Consider the following 19,619-nt stretch of genomic DNA (forward strand, 5'->3'; position numbering starts at 1 on the left):
GTTTACGCCCGTAAGGTTAGACCCGTCAGCTAACGCTTGTAAAGTTAATCCACTCTGTTTCCGTCGTCACAGCGTCGAGGACGTCCCGCAGCGGCTCCACGCCGATGCCGGGCCCGGTCGGGACCGGCACGTGGCCGTCCTTGAGGACGAACGGGTCGGTGATGTCCTGGGCGTAGTAGCGGTCCGAGGCCGAGGTATCGCCCGGCAGCGTGAAGCCGGGCAGCGCGGCGAGCGCGATGTTCGCCGCCCGGCCCAGCCCGGTCTCCAGCATGCCGCCGGCCCAGACCGCCACCCCGTTGGCCGCGCACACGTCGTGGATGCGCCGCGCTTCCAGGTAGCCCCCGACCCGCCCCGGCTTGATGTTGATGATCCGGCAGGCACCCATGGCGATCGCGTCGGCCGCGGCCCGGGCGCTGACGATCGACTCGTCGAGGCAGATCGGGGTGCGGATGAGCTCGGCCAGGCGGGCGTGGCCGCGGATGTCGTCCTCCGGCAGCGGCTGCTCGATGAGCAGCAGGCCGAACGGGTCGAGCCGGGCCAGCCGGTCCGCGTCCTGCAGTGTGTACGCGGTGTTGGCGTCGACCTGCAGCAGGACCTCGTCGCCGAAGCGCTCACGGACCGCCCGCACCGGCTCGACGTCCCACCCGGGCTCGATCTTCAGCTTGATGCGCAGGTAGCCCGACTCGAGGTACCCGCCGACGGCCTCCAGCAGCGCGGGGACGGAGTCCATGATGCCGACGGAGACGCCGGCCGGGACCTGGTCCTTGACCGCGCCGAGGAACGCGCCGAGCGGGAGGCCGGCCGCGCGCAGGTGGGCGTCGAGGACGGCCGTCTGCACCGCCGCCTTGGCCATCGGGTGGCCCTTGAGCGGCTCGAACAGCGGCTCCAGCTGGAACACGTGGCCGTCGAAGCGGCGCAGGAGCGGGATGAGGTAGCGCTTGATGAACGCCTGGGCCCCGTCGACGTACTCCGGCGAGTAGAACGGCCCGGTCAGCGCCACGCACTCGCCCCAGCCCTCGGCCGCGGCCGTCACCGCCCGCACGAGCAGCACGTCGCGGGCGTGCTCGGTCCCGAACGAGGTGCGAAACGGCGCCACCAGCGGCATCGCGATGCGGCGCAGCTCGATCCCCTGGAGTCTCAGGGTGCTCATCCCACACGCTCCAGGAGGTAGCGGCCGTCGCGGGTCATGCCGGCGATGCGGTATCCGGTCGCGAGCCGGCTCATGAGCGCGTCGCGCACCGCGACCCGCCACGCCAGCGCCGCCGCCCGGTCCCGGGACCGCAGCTGCTCCGCGTCGAGGGGGACGGCCACTGAGAGGACACCGGCCGGCTCGGCCGCGGCGTGCACCTGCGGCCGGCCGTCCGGCGCGCGGGAGACGAGCGGCACCGCTCCCTGCAGGTCGGCCGGCTCCACCCGCGGCCGATCCAGGTGCCAGACGACGAGAATCCGGTCGGTCAGGTCGCCGGCGTTGATGCCGTCCGTCATCGCGCCGTAGAACTCGGGGAGGTACTCGACCGCCTCGGCGCCGAGCTTCTGCAGGTTGAAGTAGGCGTTGCGCAAGATCAGCGGGTCGTAGGTCCAGTGCACCTCGCGCACGCCCCGGGCCAGCGTCCAGGCCCGCTGATGGAACTTCAGCGCCTGCCCGACGCCGTGGCCGTGGCCGTCGCGCTCCACGCCGGCCAGGTGGGAGTGCAGGTGGATGTGCTCACCGTGGCGGCCCCAGAAGCCGACCGACGCCCCGACGAGCGCGGCCCCGCGGTAGGCGCCGGCCACGTAGTTGCCCGAGTGGGCATACGTGCGCAGCATCGACGCCGAGCAGATCTCGGCCGGGTGCTCGGCCCGCCAGACCCGCTGCAGCAGCGCCGAGCACTCGGCCAGCTCGGCCGAGCCGGTCAGCTCGACCACCTTGACCCCGATGCGGTCGGCGGCGGCCGCGGCCTGCGTCCAGGCGTCGACGGGGGCTTCCATCACTCGGCCCGCCCGATGGTGGCGGTGAGCGTGCTGACCAGGGCGGCCCGGTCCGGCAGGCTGGACAACTCGATCCATTCCCCCTCCGCGTGCGCGTTGCCGCCGATCGCGCCGAGCCCGTCGAGGGTCCGCACGCCGATGCCGGCCGTGAGATTGCCGTCCGAGCCGCCGCCGACCGCCTCGCTGACGAGCCCCGGTCCCCCGAGCCGCTGCGCGAGGGCGAACAGCTCGGCCGCGGCCGTCTCCGGCATCGCCGGGCGGGCCGGGCCGGCCTCGACGTCGAGCCGCGCGCCTTCCAGGACCGGTTCGAGCGCGCGCAGGGCGGCGTCGACCCGCTCCAGCTCGGCCTGGTCGAACGAGCGCACGTCGACGCTGACCCGGGCCGCGGCCGGGATGGTGTTGCTGGTGGTGCCGGCGGTGGAGTCGGTCGGCGAGACGGTGGTGCCGCGCTGCGGATCGGCCAGGGCCGCAATCCGCAGGATCTGGTGCGACAGCTCGACACCGGCGTTGATGCCCAGGTGCGGCGCGTTGCCGGCGTGCGCGGCCCGCCCGGTGACCCGCACCGAGTAGTGCGAGATCCCCTTGCGGGCCACCTTGAGCCGGCCCTGGGTGCTGCCCTCCAGCACCAGGGCGCCGGCCGCGCCGCGGGCCGTGTCATGGATCAGCTCGGTCGAGGTCGGCGAGCCGATCTCCTCGTCGGCGTTGACGATCACCGCCACGCCGTCGAGGTCGTCGCACACGGCGAGGGCGTGGAAGAGGACGACCAGGCCGGCCTTCATGTCGACAACGCCGGGGCCGGTGGCCCGGTCACCGTCGACGCTGAAGGGCCAGCGGGCCAGCGTGCCGCGCGGCCAGACGGTGTCGTGGTGGCCGATGAGCACGACCCGGGACGGCCCGGAGCCGAAGCGCCACCGCAGGTGCGGCCGGTCGGCGACCACCACCCGTTCGGGGGACTGACCGGTGCAGCGGGTCCCGAGGGCGGCGACCACGTCCGCGCTGCGGGCCAGTGCGTCGGGGTCCGACGACGGGGATTCGACAGCAATCAGTTCGGCCAGATCGTCGAGCATCCGGGGGGCGGCGGCAGCCAGGTGCGCCCTTAAGGAGGAAAGCGCCGTCATCCCCTCACGGTAGCGGTCCACTCCCCCGGAAGCTTGGCCCGCACCACAGCGGCCTGCGCCGGATCGAACTCGTCGAGGATCTCCACACTGCGCCGCCAGGCGTCGGCGGCCGCGGGCGCGTCGCCCAGATCGGCGTACGCGTCGCCGAGGTGGCACAGCACACACGCCTGGCCGGACCGGTCGCCGAGCTCGCGGTACGCCCGCAGCGCATGCCCGAAGCAGGCGACCGCCTGGCGCGGGTCCCCGAGCCGGTGGTGCGCGTAGCCGACGGCGTCCCAGGTGCCGGCCTCACCGTGCCGGTCGCCGACCTCGCGGTTCTCCACGAGGGCGTCCCGGCAGAGCCGCAGCGCCTGCTGGTACTCCCCCAGCTGCCCCAGGATCCAGCCTGTCGCGTTCAGGGCGCGGGCCCGCCAGAGCTTGTCGCCGAGGCGCTCGAACAGGGCCAGGGCCTGCTCGCTGTGGCTCAGGGCGTCGCGGTAGCGCCGCTGCGCATGCTGCAGCCAGCCCAGCTGATAGTGCGCGCGGGCCAGCCCCGGCGCGTCGTCGAGCTGCTCGAAGAGGGACAGGGCGGTCCAGAGGTACTGATGGGCCTCGTCGAACCGGCCGATCCGGGCGTACACCTGGCCGAGCTCGCAGGAGGCCGCCCCCTGACCCGGGCGGTCGCCGAGGCGGCGCAGGGCCCGCAGCGCCGCCTCCTGGGTGGCGACCAGCTCCTGCCACTGCCCGTGCCAGTCCAGGAACGTCGTCATCGCCGCGGCCAGCCGCCACGTGTGCTCGTCCAGGCCCAGCTCGGCGGCGAGGCGGACGGCGGCCAGCAGCGAGCGGCACTCGTCGTCGAACCACGCCTGCGCCTCCTCCCGCGGCGGGGCCGGCACCGCGATCGCCGGGTGCCGGGCGGCCCGCGGCACCGGGTCCCGGGCCGGGTCGAGCCGCTGCGCGGCCGCCTGCGCGGTGGCCACGTAGTGCTCCAGCAGGCGGTTGACGGCGGCGGCCCGCCCGTCCTCGGCGTCGGCGGTCTCGACGAGCTCGGTGGCGTAGGCCCGCAGCAGGTCGTGGAAGGTGTACCGCCCCGGCCGCTGCTCCACCACGAGCCCGGCCCGGTCCAGCTCGGCCAGGCTGGTGCGGGCCTGCGGGACGGGGACGCCGGCCAGGCTGGCCACCGCCCCGATGCCCAGGTCGGGCCCGGGGCCGAGGCTCATCCGGCGCAGCACCGCGGCCGCGGCCGGGCTGAGCGCGCGGTACGACCAGGAGAACACCGCCCGCACGTCGGAGGCGGGGTCGGCCCCGGCGACCGCGTCGAGCGTCGTGCGGAAGCGGCCGAGCTCCTCCGCGAACGCCGACAGCGGCAGGTCGGGCCGGGTCGCGGCGCGGCCCGCGACGACGGCGAGGGCGATCGGCAGGCGGGCGCAGCGGGTGGCGATCCGCTCGACCGCCTCCGGCTCGGCCGCGACCCGCCGCGCCCCGAGCCGGCTGACCAGCAGGTCCCGGGCCTCGCCGTCGGTGAGCAGGTCGACCGGGACCGGCACCGCCCCCTCGATCGCGACGAGCGAGGTCAGCGAGTCGCGGCTGGTGACCACGACCAGGCAGCCGGGCGCGGCCGGCAGCAGCGGCCGGACCTGCTCGGCGTCGCGGGCGTTGTCCAGCAGGATGAGCACCCGCCGACCGGCGAGCTGGCTGCGCAGCAGGGCCGAGAGCCCGGCGAGGTCGGCCGGGATGCGCTCGGCCGGCACGCCGAGCGCGTCGAGGAAGCCGCGCACGGCGTCGGCCGGCGGCATCGGCGTGTCGGCGGGGTCGAAGCCGCGCAGGTTGACGTACAGCTGCCCGTCGGGGAACCGGTCGGCGACCCGGTGGGCCCAGTGCACGGCCAGCGCGGACTTCCCGACACCGGCCGTGCCGGAGACCACGGCGACGAACACGGCGCTGCCGGGCGGGGTCCACTCCGCGGGCAGCAGCGCATCGAGCCGCGCCAGCTGACCGTCCCGGCCGGCGAACGTGCGAACCGCCAGAGGAATCTGCGCCGGTACGGCCTGAGGCGCGACCTCCCGCGCCGGCTCCTCGGCCGCGACGGTGACGGTGGCGGCGGCCCGGGGCGCGTCGAGGTGCTCAGCCTGGCGCAGCATCGCCGACTCGAGCTCACGCAGGGCCGGCCCGGGCTCGATGCCGAGGTCGTCGCGCAGGGTCCGGCGGAGGCGCTGGAAGGTGCTCAGGGCGTCGGCCTGGCGGCCCATGCGGTACAGGGCGAGCATGAGCTGCCCGTGCAGCTGCTCGTCGAACGGGTGCTCGCGGGTCAGCTGCTCCAGCTCGGGCAGCAGCTGGGCGTGGTGGCCGAGGCCGAGCCGGGCCGCGAGCAGCGCCCGCTTGCCCTGCAGCCACAGCTGCCCGAGCCGCTCGGCCTGCTCCTCCAGCCAGGTCACGCCGGTCGCGTCGGCCATCGGCTGCCCGCGCCACAGGTCAAGGGCGCGCTGCAGATCGCGGGCCCGGACGGCGTCGTCGCCGTCGCGCAGCCCGGCCCCGATGAGCCGCTCGGCAATGGCGACGTCGGTCCCGTCCGGCCCGACATCGAGGACATATCCCGGCGGCCGCGAACGCACAGCCGCCTTGTCGGACAATGTCCGGCGTAAATACGACAGATGACTCTGCAGCGCGTTGACGGCATTCGGCGGCGCGGCGCCGTCCCACACCAGCTCGACCAGCCGGCCGGTGCTCACGACCTCACCGGCGTGCAGGCCGAGGATGGCCAGCACGGCCTTGCGGCGCAGCCCCTGCACCGCCCGGGCCTCGCCGCCGACCACCACGTCTATGGGTCCAAGTAGCCGAACCCGCACTGGCTGCCCCCCAACATGCGCGATTCGCGTCGAAACGATACACCGCGATGGGGTTTGCGGGTGCTGACTATCTTGGGGGCATGGCACAGCAGGCGAAATACGACCGCCGGGAGCAGTACGAGCAGATCGTCTCCGGACTGCTACCGGGCGAGACCATCATCGCCGTCTATGACGCGGTGGGGGTCGGCACCGGTTTCATCGGCCTCACCGACAGGCGGGTCATCATGCAGGACCGCTCGTTCGTCGGCAAGCGGGTCGCGATCACGTCGATCCCGTACGGCAAGGTGACAGCGGTCTCGGTCGTCAGCAACAAGTCGTGGGCGGGCAGCTTCTTCAGCAGCGGTACCATCGCGGTGCACGTCGGCACACACACGTACGAAGTGGACGTCCGCGGCGTCGAGAAGACCCAGCACATCCACAACGTGATCCTGCACTACGCCAGCAGCCACTAGCCCCCACCCGCAGCCGGCCGACCGCGTCCCGACCGACGGGGCCGGTGTCGCCTGACAGCCCCTCGGAGGACCTCGTTGCCGATCCTGTTTCGCAAGGCGCTCCGCATCGGACCACTGATCCTGAACTTCACCCCCAAGGGCTTCTCCTCGTGGTCGCTGAAGATCGGCAAGTGGTCCTGGAACTCACGCACCCGCGCCCACCGCTACGACCTGCCGGGACCGTTCTCCTGGCGCAGCAAGGGCAAGCGCGGCTGAGTTTCGCGCTTCGCTCCCCATCAGGGGAGTCCCTCCACCCGAACCCCCGCCCACACGTCGTTGCCGCCCGTGGGCAGAGGGGCCGGCTTCGCGGGGTGTGCGGCCTTCACGGACCGCACACCCTTCTCGTTTCCACCCGGAGCCGACATCGGGGCCGGGGTCGGCTGGCGGGAGGCCGCAGTCGAAGCGGCTCCTACCCGTGGACCGGCACCGCCGCGATGTGCAGCGAGGCGATCGGCAGGGTGCGCGGGTCGACGCTCCACTCGGCCGCGGTCCGGAAGACGTCGTTCTCGTCGATGAGGGCGTCCTCGTCGGACATGCTCACGTCCGCACCGTAGGCCCGGGCCCAGCGGTGCATCACGAGGCTGCGATCGGTCGCGAAGTACTGCACCTCGGCCCCGAGCCGCATCGACAGCGCCGCGATGCCGTTCCAGCGGAACAGCCACTTCCCCGCCACCAGGCACCACTTGTCCACGACCGCGACCACCACCCGGTCGTCGGTGAAGTGCGCCAGGTCGAGCCCGGTGCGTGGCTCCACCACGCCCAGGTCGCGCAGGTCCAGTGCATCCATAACGTGCGCCCACTCGGCCGCCACGGCCAGCCACGCCATCTTCGGCCCGAAGCCCGTCGTACTCACGCGGACAAACATAGCCCTTGACACCCGGGTTCGTCGGTTGCATGGTTAGTTACATGAGTAATGAACCCATGAGCCGATGGCCGGCCGACCGCGCCAGAACCGGCGCGGCGCCGTTCGCCCGAGCCGCCCCGGGCCGCGGCCATGGATGACGGGCGGCCGATCTTTCTCCAGATCGCCGAGCAGATCGAGAGCTCGATCATCGACGGGAGCCTGGCCGAGGAGACCCAGGTCCCCTCGACGAACGAGCTCGCCGCCTTCCACCGCATCAACCCGGCCACCGCCGCCAAGGGCGTCAACCAGCTCGTCGACGACGGCATCCTCTACAAGAAGCGAGGCATCGGCATGTTCGTCTCCCCCGGCGCACAGGCCAAGCTCCGGCAGCGGCGGCGCGACCAGTTCGCCGAGCAGTACCTCCAGCCGCTGTTCACCGAGGCGGCGAAGCTCGGCATCGAGGGCAGCGAGCTGCGGGCCATGATCGAGCACCACCTGACCAAGGAGCAGCAGGCATGAGCACTGTCGCCCGCGCCGACGGCGTCACCAAGCGCTTCCGCGGTGTCACGGCCCTCGACGGGGTCAGCTTCGAGCTGCAGCGCAACGGCATCTACGGCCTGCTGGGGCGCAACGGCGCCGGCAAGACCACCCTGATGCAGGTCATGACCGGTCAGCAGCTCCCATCGGCCGGCTCGGTCGAGCTCTTCGGCGGCCACCCCTACGAGAACGCGGCGGTCCTCGGTGAGGTCGCGTTCATCAAGGAGAGCCAGCGGTACCCGGACAACTTCCGCGTGCGCGACGCGCTCACCGCGGGCCGGCTGCTGTTCCGCTACTGGGACGAGGCTCTCGCCCGCTCCCTGGTGCGCGACTTCGACATCCCGGTGAAGCGCACCGTCAAGAAGCTCTCGCGCGGCCAGCTGTCCGCGCTCGGCGTGACCCTGGGCCTGGCCGCCCGGGCCCCGCTCACCTTCTTCGACGAGCCGTACCTGGGTCTGGACGCGGTCGCCCGGCAGCTCTTCTACGACCGCCTGCTGGCCGACTACGCCGAGTTCCCGCGCACCATCGTGCTCTCCACCCACCTCATCGACGAGGTCGCCGGGCTGATCGAGCACGTCCTGCTCATCGAGCGCGGCCGCCTGGTCCTCGACGAGCGCGCCGAGGCCCTCCGCGGCCAGGTCATCACGCTGACCGGCCCCTCCACCGCGGTCGACGCCCTGACCGCCAACACCGACGAGCTGCACCGCGAGCGCCTCGGCAATCTGACCCGGGCCACCGTCCGCGGCCGCGTCGAGCCGGGCGACGCCCGCGCCGCCGGTGTCGAGCTCCAGCCCGTCTCCCTGCAGCAGCTGGTCGTCCGTATCACCGCCGCCACCGTCCAGAAGGAGCCAGTGCCGTGAACCGCATCGTCTCGATCGCGCGCATGCAGACGCTGGGCCGGCTCGACGCGCTGGTCTGGCCGCTCGGCGTGCTGCTGATCGCCTTCACCATCAACATCCTGATCTTCGCGAGCCTTCCGCACGGCATGCTGGAGACCGACCCCATCAGCGGCGCCCTGGCCAGCATCTACATCACCTGCCTTGCCTTCGGCGCGGTCGCCGTCAACCAGCACTTCCCGCTGGCCCTGGGCCTGAGCGTCACCCGCCGCGAGTTCACGCTGGGCCTTGGCCTCTTCGCCGCCGTCCAGGTCGTGGCCTACGCGATATTCCTGGTCGTCATGCAGGCCATCGAGGACGCCACCGACGGCTGGGGCCTGCACCTGCGCTTCTTCGGCCTGGGCGTCATCGACGAGCACGCCGTCCCGGTCCAGTTCGCCATCTACGCCGTGCCGATGCTGGCCATGACCCTTCTCGGCACCACGGCCGGCGCCCTGTACATGCGCTGGCGGGCCACGGGCCTGATCACCGCGGCCATGCTCGTCCTGCTGGTCCTGGGCGGCGCCGCGGCGCTCATCGGCCACTACGACGGCTGGCCGGCCGTGGGCCGCTGGTTCGTCCACTCGAGCCTGGTCACCCTGACCGCCGGCTGGCCGCTGCTCCTGGTCGCGCTCCTGGGCGCCGGCTCCTGGGCCGCGCTGCGCCGGGCCACCCCGTAGTCAGGGGCGCAGGATCAGCTTGCCGGTGGTGTGGCCGGCCTCGCCGATCGCGTGTGCCCGGCCCGCCTCGGCCAGCGGGAAGACCTGCTCGACAAGGACCCGCAACTCCCCTTCCAGCGCGTGGGCGGCAAGCACGTCGAGCCCCGCGCGGTCCGGCTCCACGAGCATGAGGACGCCCTCGACGTCGACGACGGCCTGGGCGTCCTCGCTGTTGAGCGCCACGATCAGGCCCTCGGGCCGCAGGGTGGCCGCCAGCTCGGGGATCCGGCCCCCGACGGTGGCGAGGACCACGTCGATGTCCTCGAGCGCCGAGTAGTCCTCGGTGTGGTGGTCGAGCACCTGGTCCGCGCCGAGCGAGCGGACCAGGTCGTGTTTGGCGGCGGATGCGGTACCGATGACGTAGGCCCCTCGCATCTTCGCCACCTGCACCGCGAGATGCCCGACCCCACCGGCCGCCGCGGGGATCAGGACTCGCTGCCCGGGCAGCACGGCGGCGGTCTCGACCAGGGCCTGCAGCGCGGTGAGCCCGGCCAGCCCGAGCCCGGCCGCCTCCTCGAACGTGAGGTTCGGGGGCTTGCCGGTGAAGTGCCGGGCGGGGCCGGTGACGAACTCCGCGTACGCCGCCGCCTCCTGCGGAAACCACGGCATCCCGAACACCTCGTCGCCGACCGCGAAGCGCGTGACCCCGACCCCGGTGGCCGCCACGATCCCGGCGACCTCCCACCCGACGGTGAACGGCGGCGCCCCGAGGGAGCCGCCGTTCGTCCGCGCCTTCCAGTCGACCGGGTTCACCCCGATCGCGCGGGTCTCGACGAGGATCTCGGTGGGCCCCGGCGCGGGGGCCTCGACCTCGACGAGCCGCAGCACCTCAGGGCCGCCCAGCTCATCCTGAGTGATCTTCCGCATGCCCGAATTGTCCCAAGAGCCGGGACTCGAGACATCCGGAACCGCAGCTTCAGTCGCGCGGGATGACCTGCTCGCCCGACCAGTCGCGCCAGCGGTCCAGCTTGTCGGCGGCCACGTGCAGCTGCTCGGCGACCGGGCCTGGGCCGGTCGAGCCCGGGGTGATGCGGGCGGCCAGGGCCCCCGGGACCGAGAAGACCTCGCGCACCGACGGGGTCAAGTGAGGGCTGACGGCCAGGAGGTCCTCGTCGCTCACCTCGTCCAGGCCGATGTCGCGGGCCGCGGCGATCACGACGAGCTGGCCGGTGATCTCGTGCGCCTCGCGGAACGGCACGCCCTGGCGGACCAGCCACTCGGCGACCTCGGTGGCCAGCGTGTAGCCGATCGGGGCCTGGGCGGCCAGGCGGTCCACCCGCACCGTCATCGTCGAGATCATCCCGGCCAGGGCGGGCAGGACGAGCTCGAGCGTGTCGACGGCGTCGAAGACCGGCTCCTTGTCCTCCTGCAGGTCCCGGTCGTACGCGAGGGCCAGGCCCTTCAGCATCGCCAGCACGCCCGTGAGGTGGCCGATCAGGCGGCCGGACTTGCCCCGGGCCAGCTCGGCGATGTCCGGGTTCTTCTTCTGCGGCATGATCGACGAGCCGGTGGCGAACGCGTCGTCGAGCTGGACCCAGCCGAAGTTCGGCGTGGTCCACAGGACGACCTCCTCGCCCAGGCGGGAGAGGTGCACGCCGGTCAGGGCGGCGACGAAGAGGAACTCGGCCACGAAGTCGCGGTCGGCCACGGCGTCGATGGAGTTGGCGGCCGCGTGCTCGAAGCCGAGCTCCTTCGCCACCTGGGTCGGGTCCAGCGGAAGGGACGAGCCGGCGAGCGCACCGGCGCCGAGCGGGCTGACCGAGGTGCGGGCATCCCAGTCGCGGAGCCGGTCGAGGTCGCGCAGCAGGGCCTGGACGTGGGCCAGGAGCTGGTGGCCGAACGCGATCGGCTGGGCCGGCTGGAGGTGGGTGAAGCCGGGCGCGGGGGTGTCGATGTGCCGGGCCGCCTGCTCCATGAGGGCGTCGGCCAGCTCGACGATCCGGCCGGCGACTCCCCGCGCGTGGTCGCGCAGGTACAGCCGCAGGTCGGTGGCGACCTGGTCGTTGCGCGAGCGGCCGGCCCGCAGCTTCCCGCCCAGGGTGCCGAGGCGCTCCAGCAGCCCGCGCTCCAGGGCCGTGTGGACGTCCTCGTCGTCGACCGTGGGGCGGAAGTCGCCGGCGGCGCAGGCGGACTCGAGGTCGTCCAGGGCGGCGAGCATGCGGCCGAGTTCCTCGGCGTCCAGCAGCCCGGCCCGGGCCAGGACCCGGGCGTGGGCCCGGGAGCCGGCGAGGTCGTACGGGGCCAGGCGCCAGTCGAACTGCACGCTCACGGACAGGCGCGCCAGGGCCTCGGCGGGGCCACCGGCGAAGCGCCCGCCCCAGAGGCGGGTAGGAGTTTCAGAAGCCACGCAGAAGATCCTTCCACAAGCACGAAGTCAGGGGCCCGTCAGCCGAGCTGAGCCCACTCGCTGAGTTTCGCGGCCAGCAGGTCGCCGGCGGACGGGTGGGCCGGGTCGGGCGCCTGGCGAGCGACGACGAGGATGGTGTCGTCGCCGGCGATCGTGCCGACGATGTCCGGCAGCCCGGTGCGGTCGATGGCGCTGGCCAGGAACTGCGCCGCCCCCGGCGGGGTGCGCAGCACGACCAGGTTGCCGGAGCAGTCGACGCCGGTGAGCAGCTCGCGCAGCAGGCGCATGAGCCGCGGCGGGGCCTGCTCGGCCGGGCGCAGGGCGCGCTCGCCGTCCTCCGGGATGAGGTACGCCCCGCGCACCTTCACCGCCCGCAGCTCCTCCAGGTCTCGCGAGAGCGTCGCCTGGGTCACCTGGAACCCGTCGTTGGCCAGCCGGTCGGCGAGCTCGGTCTGTGAGTGCACGGCCTCGCCGCGGATGATCGACGAGATCCGGTCGAGCCGGGCCGCCTTGGTGGTGGGCGCGCTCATCGTCGCTCCACTAAGAAGGCCAGCAGCGCCTTCTGCGCGTGGAGCCGGTTCTCGGCCTCGTCCCAGATCGCCGACTGCGGCCCGTCCATGACCTCGGACGTGATCTCGTCTCCGCGGTGGGCGGGCAGGCAGTGCAGCACCACGGCGCCCACCTTCGCATTGCCGAGCAGCGAGCCGTTTATCTGGTACGGCAGGAAGGGTGTCCGGCGGTCGAGCCCGTCGGCCTCCTGGCCCATCGAGACCCAGGTGTCGGTCACGAGCACGTCCGCGTCCTTGGCCGCCTCGGCCGGGTCGGGCAGCACCTCGACGACACCGTGCGTGCGCGCGGCGGCCAGGACGGCCGCGTCGGGCTCGAACCCGGGCGGACCGCAGAGCCGCACGCGCATGCCCGCCAGGGTGCCGGCCAGGGCATAGGAGTTCGCCATGTTGTTCGCGGTGTCGCCGAAGTACGACAGGACCCGCCCTTGCGTGTCGCCGAGGCGCTCGCGGACCGTCTGGAGGTCGGCCAGCAGCTGGCAGGGGTGGAACCCGTCGGTCAGGGCGTTGACGACCGGCACGTCCGACCCGGCCACGAGCTCGGCCAGGCGGGTGTCGGAGCCGGAGCGGATGACTATCGCGTCGACGTAACGGGACAGGACCTTCGCCGCGTCGCCGATGGTCTCGCCCCGGCCGAAGTGGGTCGTCGTCGCGTCGATGATGAGCGGGGCGCCGCCGAGCTGGGCGATGCCCACCTCGAACGACACCCGGGTGCGCAGCGACGGCTTCTCGAAGATGACCGCGACCGCCTTGCCGGCGAGGTTGCGAAAACCCGTGCGGTCGGCCTTCATCGCCGCCGCGAGCTGGAGCACCTCGAGCTGCTCCGCCGCCGACAGGTCGTCGTCGCGCAGGAAATGCCGCACGCTCATGACGGCTGGACCGCGGTCAGGGCCGGGCCGAGCGCGGCCACGAACGCGTCGGCCTGCTCGTCGGTGAGGATCAGCGGCGGGGCGATGCGCAGCACGTCGGGCTGGGCGGCCTGGGCCAGGAAGCCCTTGTCGCGCAGCAGCCCGGCGAGCGCGCCGGCCGCCGGTCCGCGCAGCACGACGCCGAGCAGCAGGCCGGCGCCGCGGACACCGGTGACGAGCGGGTGGTCGAGCGCCTCGACGCCCTTGCGGATCCGCTCCCCGAGCCGCTTGGCCGCGTCGAGGAGGTGCTCGGACTCGATGGTGTCGAGCACCGCCAGGGCGGCGGCGCAGCAGACCGGGTTGCCGCCGAACGTCGAGGCGTGCTGGCCCGGGCCGAGCAGTGTCGCGGCGTCGTCGAACGCGATCATCGCGCCGAGCGGCAGGCCGCCGCCGAGGCCCTTCGCGAGCGTGACGACGTCGGGCCGGACGCCTTCGGCCTGGTGGGCGAACCAGTATCCGGTGCGCCCGATGCCCGTCTGCACCTCGTCGAGGGCGAGCAGGGCACCGTGCGCCGACGTCAGCTCACGGGCCGCCGTCAGATAGCCGGTCGGGGGTACCACCACACCCGACTCGCCCTGGATCGGCTCCAGCAGCACCATGGCCGTCGCGTCGTCGACGGCCGCGGCGAGCGCCTGGACGTCACCGTAGGGCACGTGCACGACCTCGCCGGGCAGCGGCAGGAACGGCGCCTGCTTGGCCGGCTGCCCGGTCAGCGCCAGGGCGCCCATCGTGCGGCCGTGGAAGCCGGCCTCGGCCGCGATGATCTTCGTGCGGCCGGTGCGGCGGGACAGCTTGAACGCGGCCTCGTTGGCCTCGGCCCCGGAGTTGCCGAAGAACACCGCGCCGGGGCGGCCGGCCAGCGCGAGCAGCCGCTCGGCCAGGGCGACGACGGGCGGCGAGGCGAACAGGTTCGACACGTGACCGAGGGTGGAGATCTGCTCGGTGACCGCGGCGACGACCGCCGGGTGGGCGTGGCCGAGCAGGTTGACGGCGATGCCGCCGAGGAAGTCCACATAGGAGCGCCCGGCCTCGTCCACGACCGTCGCGCCGCTGCCGCTGACCAGACCGAGCTGCGGCGAACCGTACGTGTTCATGACCGACGTCTCGAACCGGGACACCAGAGAACCACTCATTGCGCCACCACCATTGTCCCGAACCCCTCCGACGTGAACACTTCCAGCAGCAGCGAGTGCGGCACCCGCCCGTCGACGACGTGCGCGGCCGGCACCCCGCCCTTGACCGCCCGCAGGCAGGCCTCCATCTTCGGCACCATCCCCGCCTCCAGGCTCGGCAGCAGCTCCGCGAGCTCGTCCGCGGTGAGCTGGGCGATGAGCGACTCCGGGTCCGGGTAGTTGCGGTACAGGCCCTCGACGTCGGTCAGCACCACGAGCTTGCGCGCCTGCAGCGCGACGGCGAGAGCGCCGGCCGCGGTGTCGGCGTTGAGGTTGTGCAGCACCCCGTCGGCGTCCGGGGCGACCGTCGACACGACCGGGATGCGCCCGGCCGCGATCAGGTCGGCCACGGCCGAGACGTTGACGTGCTCGACGTCGCCGACCTGGCCGATGTCGACGGGGGCGCCGTCGACGATCGCGGGCCGGCGCACGGCGGTGAACAGCCCGGCGTCCTCGCCCGACATGCCGACGGCGTGCGGGCCGTGCTCGTTCATGAGCCCGACGAGCTCGCGGCCGACCTGGCCGACGAGCACCATGCGGACCACGTCGGCGGTCTCCGGGGTGGTGACCCGCAGGCCGCCCTTGAACTCGCTGGCGATGCCGAGCCGCTTGAGCATGGCCGAGATCTGCGGCCCGCCGCCGTGCACGACGACCGGCTTGATCCCGACGTGGCGCAGGAACACCATGTCCGCGGCGAACGCCCGCTTGAGCTCATTGTCGATCATGGCGTTGCCGCCGTACTTCACCACGAGCGTCGAGCCCGAGAAGCGCTCCAGCCACGGCAGCGCCTCGATGAGCGTATTGGCCTTGCCGAGCGCGATCCCCAGATCCCGCCCGTTCATACGCCCCCTCATGAGCCCTCCGCTTCGCTCCGGGCCCATGAGCCCCACTGCGCTTGCTGATGAGCGGCCTCTCCGCTGCGCTCCGAACCGCTCATGAGCCCTCCGCTTCGCTCCGGGCCCATGAGCCCCACTGCGCTTGCTGATGAGCGGCCTCTCCGCTGCGCTCCGAACCGCTCATGAGCCCTCCGCTTCGCTCCGGGCCCATGAGCCCCACTGCGCTTGCTGATGAGCGGCCTCTCCGCTTCGCTCCGAACCGCTCATGAGCTGTAGGCCGAGTTCTCGTGGACGTAGCCCATGGAGAGGTCGTTCGTCCAGATGGTGGCCGCCTCGATCCCGGCGTGCAGCTCCACGGTGACGGTGACCGCCCGCCCGCTGAGGTCCACCTTGGACCGGTCCTCGCCGGCCGCGCCGCCCTTGCAGATCCAGACGCCGTTGATGGCCACGTCGACCTGGTCCGGCTCGAACCGGGCCGAGGTGGTGCCGATCGCGGCCAGGATGCGGCCCCAGTTGGGGTCGTTGCCGAAGAACGCGGTCTTCACGAGGTTGTTGCGGGCGATCGACCGGCCGACCTCGACCGCGTCGGCGGCCGTGTCGGCCCCGGTGACCTCGATCGCGATCTCCTTGGTGGCGCCCTCGGCGTCGGCGATGAGCTGGCGGGCCAGGTCGGCGCAGACCGCGGTGACGGCCTCGGCCAGCTCGTAGGGCGTCGGCTCGATCCCGGAGGCGCCGCTGGCCATGAGCAGGACCGTGTCGTTGGTGGACATGCAGCCGTCGGAGTCGATGCGGTCGAAGGTGACGGCGGTCGCCAGCCGCAGCGCGGTGTCGAGCGTCGTCGCGTCGGCGACCGCGTCGGTGGTGAGCACCACGAGCATGGTGGCCAGGCCGGGCGCGAGCATGCCGGCGCCCTTGGCCATCCCGCCGACGGTGAAGCCCTGGCCGCTGTGGACGGCGGTCTTGGCCACGGTGTCGGTGGTCATGATGGCCTGGGCCGCCGCGGCGCCGCCGTCGCGGGACAGCGCCCGGGCGGCCGCATCGACGCCGGCCAGGAGCTTCGGCATCGGCAGCCGCTCGCCGATGAGCCCGGTGGAGCAGACGGCGACGTCACCGGCGCCGACCGGGAAGCGGGAGGCCCGCCCGGACAGCACGGCCGCGGTGCGCTCGGCGGTGGCGTGGGTGTCCTGGAACCCGGCCGGGCCGGTGCAGGCGTTGGCGCCGCCGGAGTTGAGGATGACGGCCCGCACGATGCCGCCCTTCAGCACCTGCTGGCTCCACAGCACCGGGGCGGCCTTGATGCGGTTGCCGGTGAAGACGGCGGCGGCGGTGGTGTCGGGCCCGTCGTTGATGACCAGGGCCACGTCAAGCGCTCCGGCCACGGCCTTGAGCCCGGCGGGTACCCCCGCCGCCCGGAAGCCTTTCGGCGCGGTCACGGTCATGGCGCGATCCCGTCGACGGCGAGGCCGGCCACCTCGGGCAGGCCCAGCATGATGTTCGCGTTCTGCACGGCCTGCCCCGCCGCGCCCTTGACCAGGTTGTCGGTCGCGGAGACGACGACGATCCGGCCGCTGTCCACGTCCACGGTGGCCTGCAGGTGCGCGGAGTTGGAGCCGAGGGTGGCGCCGGTCTGGGGCCACTGGCCCTCGGGGAGCACGTGCACGAACGGCTCGCCGTCGTAGGCGGCGGCCAGGACTTCGCGCGGGTCGGCGCCGGTGAGCGCCCGGGCCGTGACCGTGGCCAGGATGCCCCGCGGCATCGGGGCCAGGATCGGGGTCATCGACAGCGTGCGGGCCCCGCTGGCCTGCTTGATCTCGGGGACGTGCTGGTGGGCGCCGACCTTGTACGGCGACATCGACCCCATCACCTCGGAGGCCAGCAGGTGCTGCTTGGCCGAGCGGCCCGCACCCGAGGTGCCGGAGGCGGCGACCACGACGACGTCCTCGGGGTCGGCGACCCCGGCCGCGATGAGCGGGGCCAGCGCGAGGATGGTGGTGACGGCGTAGCAGCCGGTGTTGGCGACCCGGGTCGACGCGGCGATCCGCTCCCGCTGGCCGGGCAGCTCGGGCAGGCCGTAGGTCCAGGTGCCGGCGTGCGGCCCGGAGTAGTACTGCTCCCACTCGGCGGCGCTGCGGAGCCGGAAGTCGGCCCCGATGTCGACGACCTTCACCGACTCGGGCAGCTGAGCCGCGAGGGCGGCCGACTCACCGTGCGGGAGGGCCAGGAAGACCAGGTCGGCGTCGGCGAGCGCCTCCGGCCCGGTCGGGGCCAGGACGACGTCACGGAAGGATCGCACGTGTGGGTGGACGGTTGCGATTGTCGATCCGGCCTGCGCGAACCCGGTGGCGGTGGCGAGCTCGAGGTGCGGATGGCCGGCGATGAGCCGTAGAAGCTCACCGCCGGCGTAGCCCGAGGCCCCCGCGACGGCGACACGTATTCCCATACGCTCGACTGTATCTCTATGCAGGAGCCTGTTTCAAGCAGGTAACTAGGCGCCCTTGAGACTCAGGTCGTCCAGGACGAACGCCGTGGCCAGCTTGCTGCCCTCGACACCGGTGAACGTAATGGTCACCGAGCCGGAGCCGTTGACGGTGAGTGTCTTCTGCGAGTAGCCGCCCGTCGCGCTGGCGTTCGAGTACGTGGCGAGCGTCGTCCCGCCGGCCGCGACCGTGAGCTTGTCGTATGCGGTGCTGCCGGTCTCGTCGGTGTCGACCAGGAGCCAGAAGCTCAGCGTCGCCCGGGCACACCCGGACGGGATCGTCACCGTCTGCGACAGGGTGTCGGTGTGCGCGGTGCCGTACCCGTCGAGCCACGCCTTCCAGGATCCGGCGTGCGCGGGCTCCGACGTGTCGTTGGTCACCACGCCCGAGCTGGCCGTCCACGCGGTCGCACCGGACTCGAAGCCGGGGTTGGCGAACAGCTCAGCGCCGGAGCAGCCGGTGCCCGGCGGCGTGGTCGTGGGCGGCGGTGTCGCCGTCCCGGTCCCGGCCAGCCAGGCGGTGGCATTGAGCGCCAATGCGGCGTTGGTACCGGCAGTGTCGTTCCACCCGTCGTAGAGCGTATTGCCGCTCTGCCCGGTGCCGTCGTCGATCGGCGAGCTGTCGCCCCACACGGCCACCCGCCCCGCACCGAAGGTGGACGTCGTGAAGAACGCGCCGGTCGTGCCGCCGGGGGTGAAGCCGCTGCGGTACACCAGGCCCTTGACCGAGGCGTTGTCCGCCGGGTGCAGCGTCTGCGTGGAGCCGTTGCGGATGATGCTGCCGCGGACCTTCCCGAACGACCCGTTGATCACGGGGTCGGTCGTGCTCGAGATGGCCACCGGGTTCTCGGTGCCGATGTTGTTGACGTCGATGCTGAACCCGAAGGGGTCGGTGTTGTCGACGCCGTTGTTCGTGAGCAGGTCGTTGCCGATGCGCACCGAGTCCCAGCCGTCACTGTTGCGGTCGCTGGCGGTGTGGTCGACGATCAGGAAGAACCCGCCACCGGCCTGGATGAACCTCATGATCGCGGTCTTCTCGGCCGCGCTGAGCGGCGAGTTGGGCTCCGGCATCACGAACTCGTCGAAGTTCTTGAGGTCGAGTGCCCCCGACCCGCCGTAGGTGATCGTGTTGCCGGCGGGCAGCGTCTTGAGGCTGTACTGCCCCGTCCGCTGCAGCGCCACGCCCCAGGCCGACAGTGCGCCGGTCCAGGAGGTCTCACCGCTCGGGTTGCCGTTCTGCGCGAGCGGGTCGGGCTGCGCGGTACTGATGATCCAGTCGGCGTTCCCCGCCGTCTCCGCCTTGGTGTTGTCGAACAGGACTCGGTGCACGGCGGCGGCCTGCGATTCGGCCGCCCCTGCCACATAGGTGATGCCCGCCGTCATGAGTGCGACGGCGAGCAGGGCACGTTTCAACACTGCTACCTCCGGGGTGAGGAATCGGAGGAAGTCTATGTAAACATTGATGTCACCAGTATTAACGCGCGGGTAAGGCTAGGGTCCGAAGCTCGACCCGGATGTTGCCCCGCGTTGCCCGGGAGTACGGACAGACGTGGTGCGCCTCCGCGACGAGCCGCTCCGCGGTGGCGGGCTCCACGTTCGGCAGGCCGACGAGCACCGTGGCGGCCAGGCCGACGTTCCCGTCCTCCTCGTTGCCGATGCTGACGCGCACCGTGACGGTGGAGTCCGACACGTCGGCCTTCGCCGGCCGGGCGATCAGCCGCAGGGCGCTGTGGAAGCACGCCGCATAGCCGGCCGCGAACAACTGCTCCGGGTTGGCGCCCTCGCCGGTGCCGCCGAGTGCGGGTGGCATGGCCAGGTCGAGGTCGATGCGGCCGTCCGCGGTGGTGACGTGCCCGTTGCGGCCGTCGCCGGTGGAGAGGGCCTCGGCGGTGTAGAGCACTGTGATCGTCATGCCTGGAGCGTATGGAGGCCGCGAG

At 72.6% G+C, this 19,619-nt stretch carries 21 protein-coding genes; 6 read left to right on the forward strand and 15 right to left on the reverse strand.

The window, feature by feature from the left end:
- Positions 1–25 precede the first annotated feature (25 nt).
- The 4 genes from menC to Dvina_RS41830 are packed head-to-tail and all read right to left on the reverse strand — an operon-like array spanning position 26 to position 5,794.
- On the reverse strand, positions 26–1,150 hold the full coding sequence (menC, locus tag Dvina_RS41815) for an o-succinylbenzoate synthase (RefSeq protein ID WP_246655660.1): 1,125 nt from the start codon (positions 1,148–1,150) through the stop codon (positions 26–28).
- Positions 1,147–1,968, reverse strand: coding sequence for a GNAT family N-acetyltransferase (locus Dvina_RS41820; protein WP_223095835.1), 822 nt, complete (start codon positions 1,966–1,968; stop codon positions 1,147–1,149). The genes menC and Dvina_RS41820 overlap by 4 nt, the downstream gene beginning before the upstream one ends.
- Positions 1,968–3,035 carry a M20 family metallopeptidase gene (locus Dvina_RS41825; protein WP_246655661.1) on the reverse strand — a complete coding sequence of 356 codons (1,068 nt, stop codon included), beginning with the start codon at positions 3,033–3,035 and terminating at the stop codon, positions 1,968–1,970. Before Dvina_RS41825 ends, Dvina_RS41820 begins: the two co-directional genes overlap by 1 nt.
- Positions 3,036–3,082: 47 nt before the next feature.
- Positions 3,083–5,794, reverse strand: coding sequence for an AfsR/SARP family transcriptional regulator (locus Dvina_RS41830; RefSeq protein ID WP_425516575.1), 2,712 nt, complete (start codon positions 5,792–5,794; stop codon positions 3,083–3,085).
- Between Dvina_RS41830 and Dvina_RS54850 the strand changes: the two genes are divergently transcribed.
- The 3 genes from Dvina_RS54850 to Dvina_RS41840 all read left to right on the forward strand — a co-directional run bounded on the left by Dvina_RS54850 (position 5,717) and on the right by Dvina_RS41840 (position 6,618).
- On the forward strand, positions 5,717–5,899 hold the full coding sequence (locus tag Dvina_RS54850; protein WP_246655663.1) for a hypothetical protein: 183 nt from the start codon (positions 5,717–5,719) through the stop codon (positions 5,897–5,899). The genes Dvina_RS41830 and Dvina_RS54850 overlap by 78 nt on opposite strands.
- A 92-nt stretch (positions 5,900–5,991) precedes the next feature.
- Positions 5,992–6,363, forward strand: a complete 372-nt coding sequence (locus tag Dvina_RS41835; protein WP_223095841.1) for a PH domain-containing protein — start codon at positions 5,992–5,994, stop codon at positions 6,361–6,363.
- A 75-nt stretch (positions 6,364–6,438) separates the two neighbouring features.
- Positions 6,439–6,618: a DUF4236 domain-containing protein gene (locus Dvina_RS41840; protein WP_223095843.1), complete on the forward strand. Its 180-nt coding sequence runs from the start codon at positions 6,439–6,441 to the stop codon at positions 6,616–6,618.
- Between the two features lie 193 nt (positions 6,619–6,811).
- Here the strand turns inward: Dvina_RS41840 and Dvina_RS41845 are convergent, their stop codons facing one another.
- Positions 6,812–7,255, reverse strand: coding sequence for a hypothetical protein (locus tag Dvina_RS41845; protein WP_246655664.1), 444 nt, complete (start codon positions 7,253–7,255; stop codon positions 6,812–6,814).
- Between the two features lie 141 nt (positions 7,256–7,396).
- Between Dvina_RS41845 and Dvina_RS41850 the strand changes: the two genes are divergently transcribed.
- From Dvina_RS41850 to Dvina_RS41860, 3 genes are read left to right on the forward strand one after another with little or no spacing between them, the layout of a single operon-like run.
- Positions 7,397–7,765, forward strand: coding sequence for a GntR family transcriptional regulator (locus tag Dvina_RS41850; protein WP_223095847.1), 369 nt, complete (start codon positions 7,397–7,399; stop codon positions 7,763–7,765).
- Positions 7,762–8,643, forward strand: a complete 882-nt coding sequence (locus Dvina_RS41855; protein WP_223095849.1) for an ABC transporter ATP-binding protein — start codon at positions 7,762–7,764, stop codon at positions 8,641–8,643. Before Dvina_RS41850 ends, Dvina_RS41855 begins: the two co-directional genes overlap by 4 nt.
- A complete protein-coding gene (locus Dvina_RS41860; protein ID WP_223095851.1) occupies positions 8,640–9,338 on the forward strand; it encodes a hypothetical protein in 699 nt (232 codons plus the stop codon). The genes Dvina_RS41855 and Dvina_RS41860 overlap by 4 nt, the downstream gene beginning before the upstream one ends.
- Here the strand turns inward: Dvina_RS41860 and Dvina_RS41865 are convergent, their stop codons facing one another.
- From Dvina_RS41865 to Dvina_RS41910, 10 genes are all read right to left on the reverse strand, one after another.
- Entirely contained in the window at positions 9,339–10,244 is a 906-nt protein-coding gene (locus Dvina_RS41865; RefSeq protein WP_223095853.1) for an NADP-dependent oxidoreductase, read from the reverse strand.
- Between the two features lie 49 nt (positions 10,245–10,293).
- Positions 10,294–11,724, reverse strand: a complete 1,431-nt coding sequence (gene argH / locus Dvina_RS41870) for an argininosuccinate lyase (protein ID WP_246655665.1) — start codon at positions 11,722–11,724, stop codon at positions 10,294–10,296.
- Positions 11,725–11,762: 38 nt separating this feature from the next.
- Positions 11,763–12,254 (reverse strand): arginine repressor, encoded by a 492-nt coding sequence (argR, locus tag Dvina_RS41875; protein WP_223095855.1) that lies wholly within the window; start codon positions 12,252–12,254, stop codon positions 11,763–11,765.
- Positions 12,251–13,159 carry an ornithine carbamoyltransferase gene (gene argF / locus Dvina_RS41880; RefSeq protein WP_223095857.1) on the reverse strand — a complete coding sequence of 303 codons (909 nt, stop codon included), beginning with the start codon at positions 13,157–13,159 and terminating at the stop codon, positions 12,251–12,253. Before argF ends, argR begins: the two co-directional genes overlap by 4 nt.
- Positions 13,156–14,331: an acetylornithine transaminase gene (locus Dvina_RS41885; RefSeq protein WP_223095859.1), complete on the reverse strand. Its 1,176-nt coding sequence runs from the start codon at positions 14,329–14,331 to the stop codon at positions 13,156–13,158. The genes argF and Dvina_RS41885 overlap by 4 nt, the downstream gene beginning before the upstream one ends.
- Positions 14,328–15,224, reverse strand: coding sequence for an acetylglutamate kinase (gene argB / locus Dvina_RS41890; protein WP_380028843.1), 897 nt, complete (start codon positions 15,222–15,224; stop codon positions 14,328–14,330). The genes Dvina_RS41885 and argB overlap by 4 nt, the downstream gene beginning before the upstream one ends.
- A 245-nt stretch (positions 15,225–15,469) precedes the next feature.
- Positions 15,470–16,645, reverse strand: coding sequence for a bifunctional glutamate N-acetyltransferase/amino-acid acetyltransferase ArgJ (gene argJ, locus Dvina_RS41895; protein ID WP_223095861.1), 1,176 nt, complete (start codon positions 16,643–16,645; stop codon positions 15,470–15,472).
- On the reverse strand, positions 16,642–17,646 hold the full coding sequence (gene argC, locus Dvina_RS41900) for an N-acetyl-gamma-glutamyl-phosphate reductase (protein WP_223095863.1): 1,005 nt from the start codon (positions 17,644–17,646) through the stop codon (positions 16,642–16,644). Before argC ends, argJ begins: the two co-directional genes overlap by 4 nt.
- A 45-nt stretch (positions 17,647–17,691) precedes the next feature.
- Entirely contained in the window at positions 17,692–19,098 is a 1,407-nt protein-coding gene (locus Dvina_RS41905; RefSeq protein ID WP_246655666.1) for a hydrolase, read from the reverse strand.
- A gap of 58 nt (positions 19,099–19,156) precedes the next feature.
- Positions 19,157–19,588: an organic hydroperoxide resistance protein gene (locus Dvina_RS41910; protein WP_281428418.1), complete on the reverse strand. Its 432-nt coding sequence runs from the start codon at positions 19,586–19,588 to the stop codon at positions 19,157–19,159.
- Positions 19,589–19,619: the final 31 nt, after the last annotated feature.

This window comes from Dactylosporangium vinaceum, from assembly GCF_019904175.1.
GTDB lineage: Bacteria > Actinomycetota > Actinomycetes > Mycobacteriales > Micromonosporaceae > Dactylosporangium > Dactylosporangium vinaceum.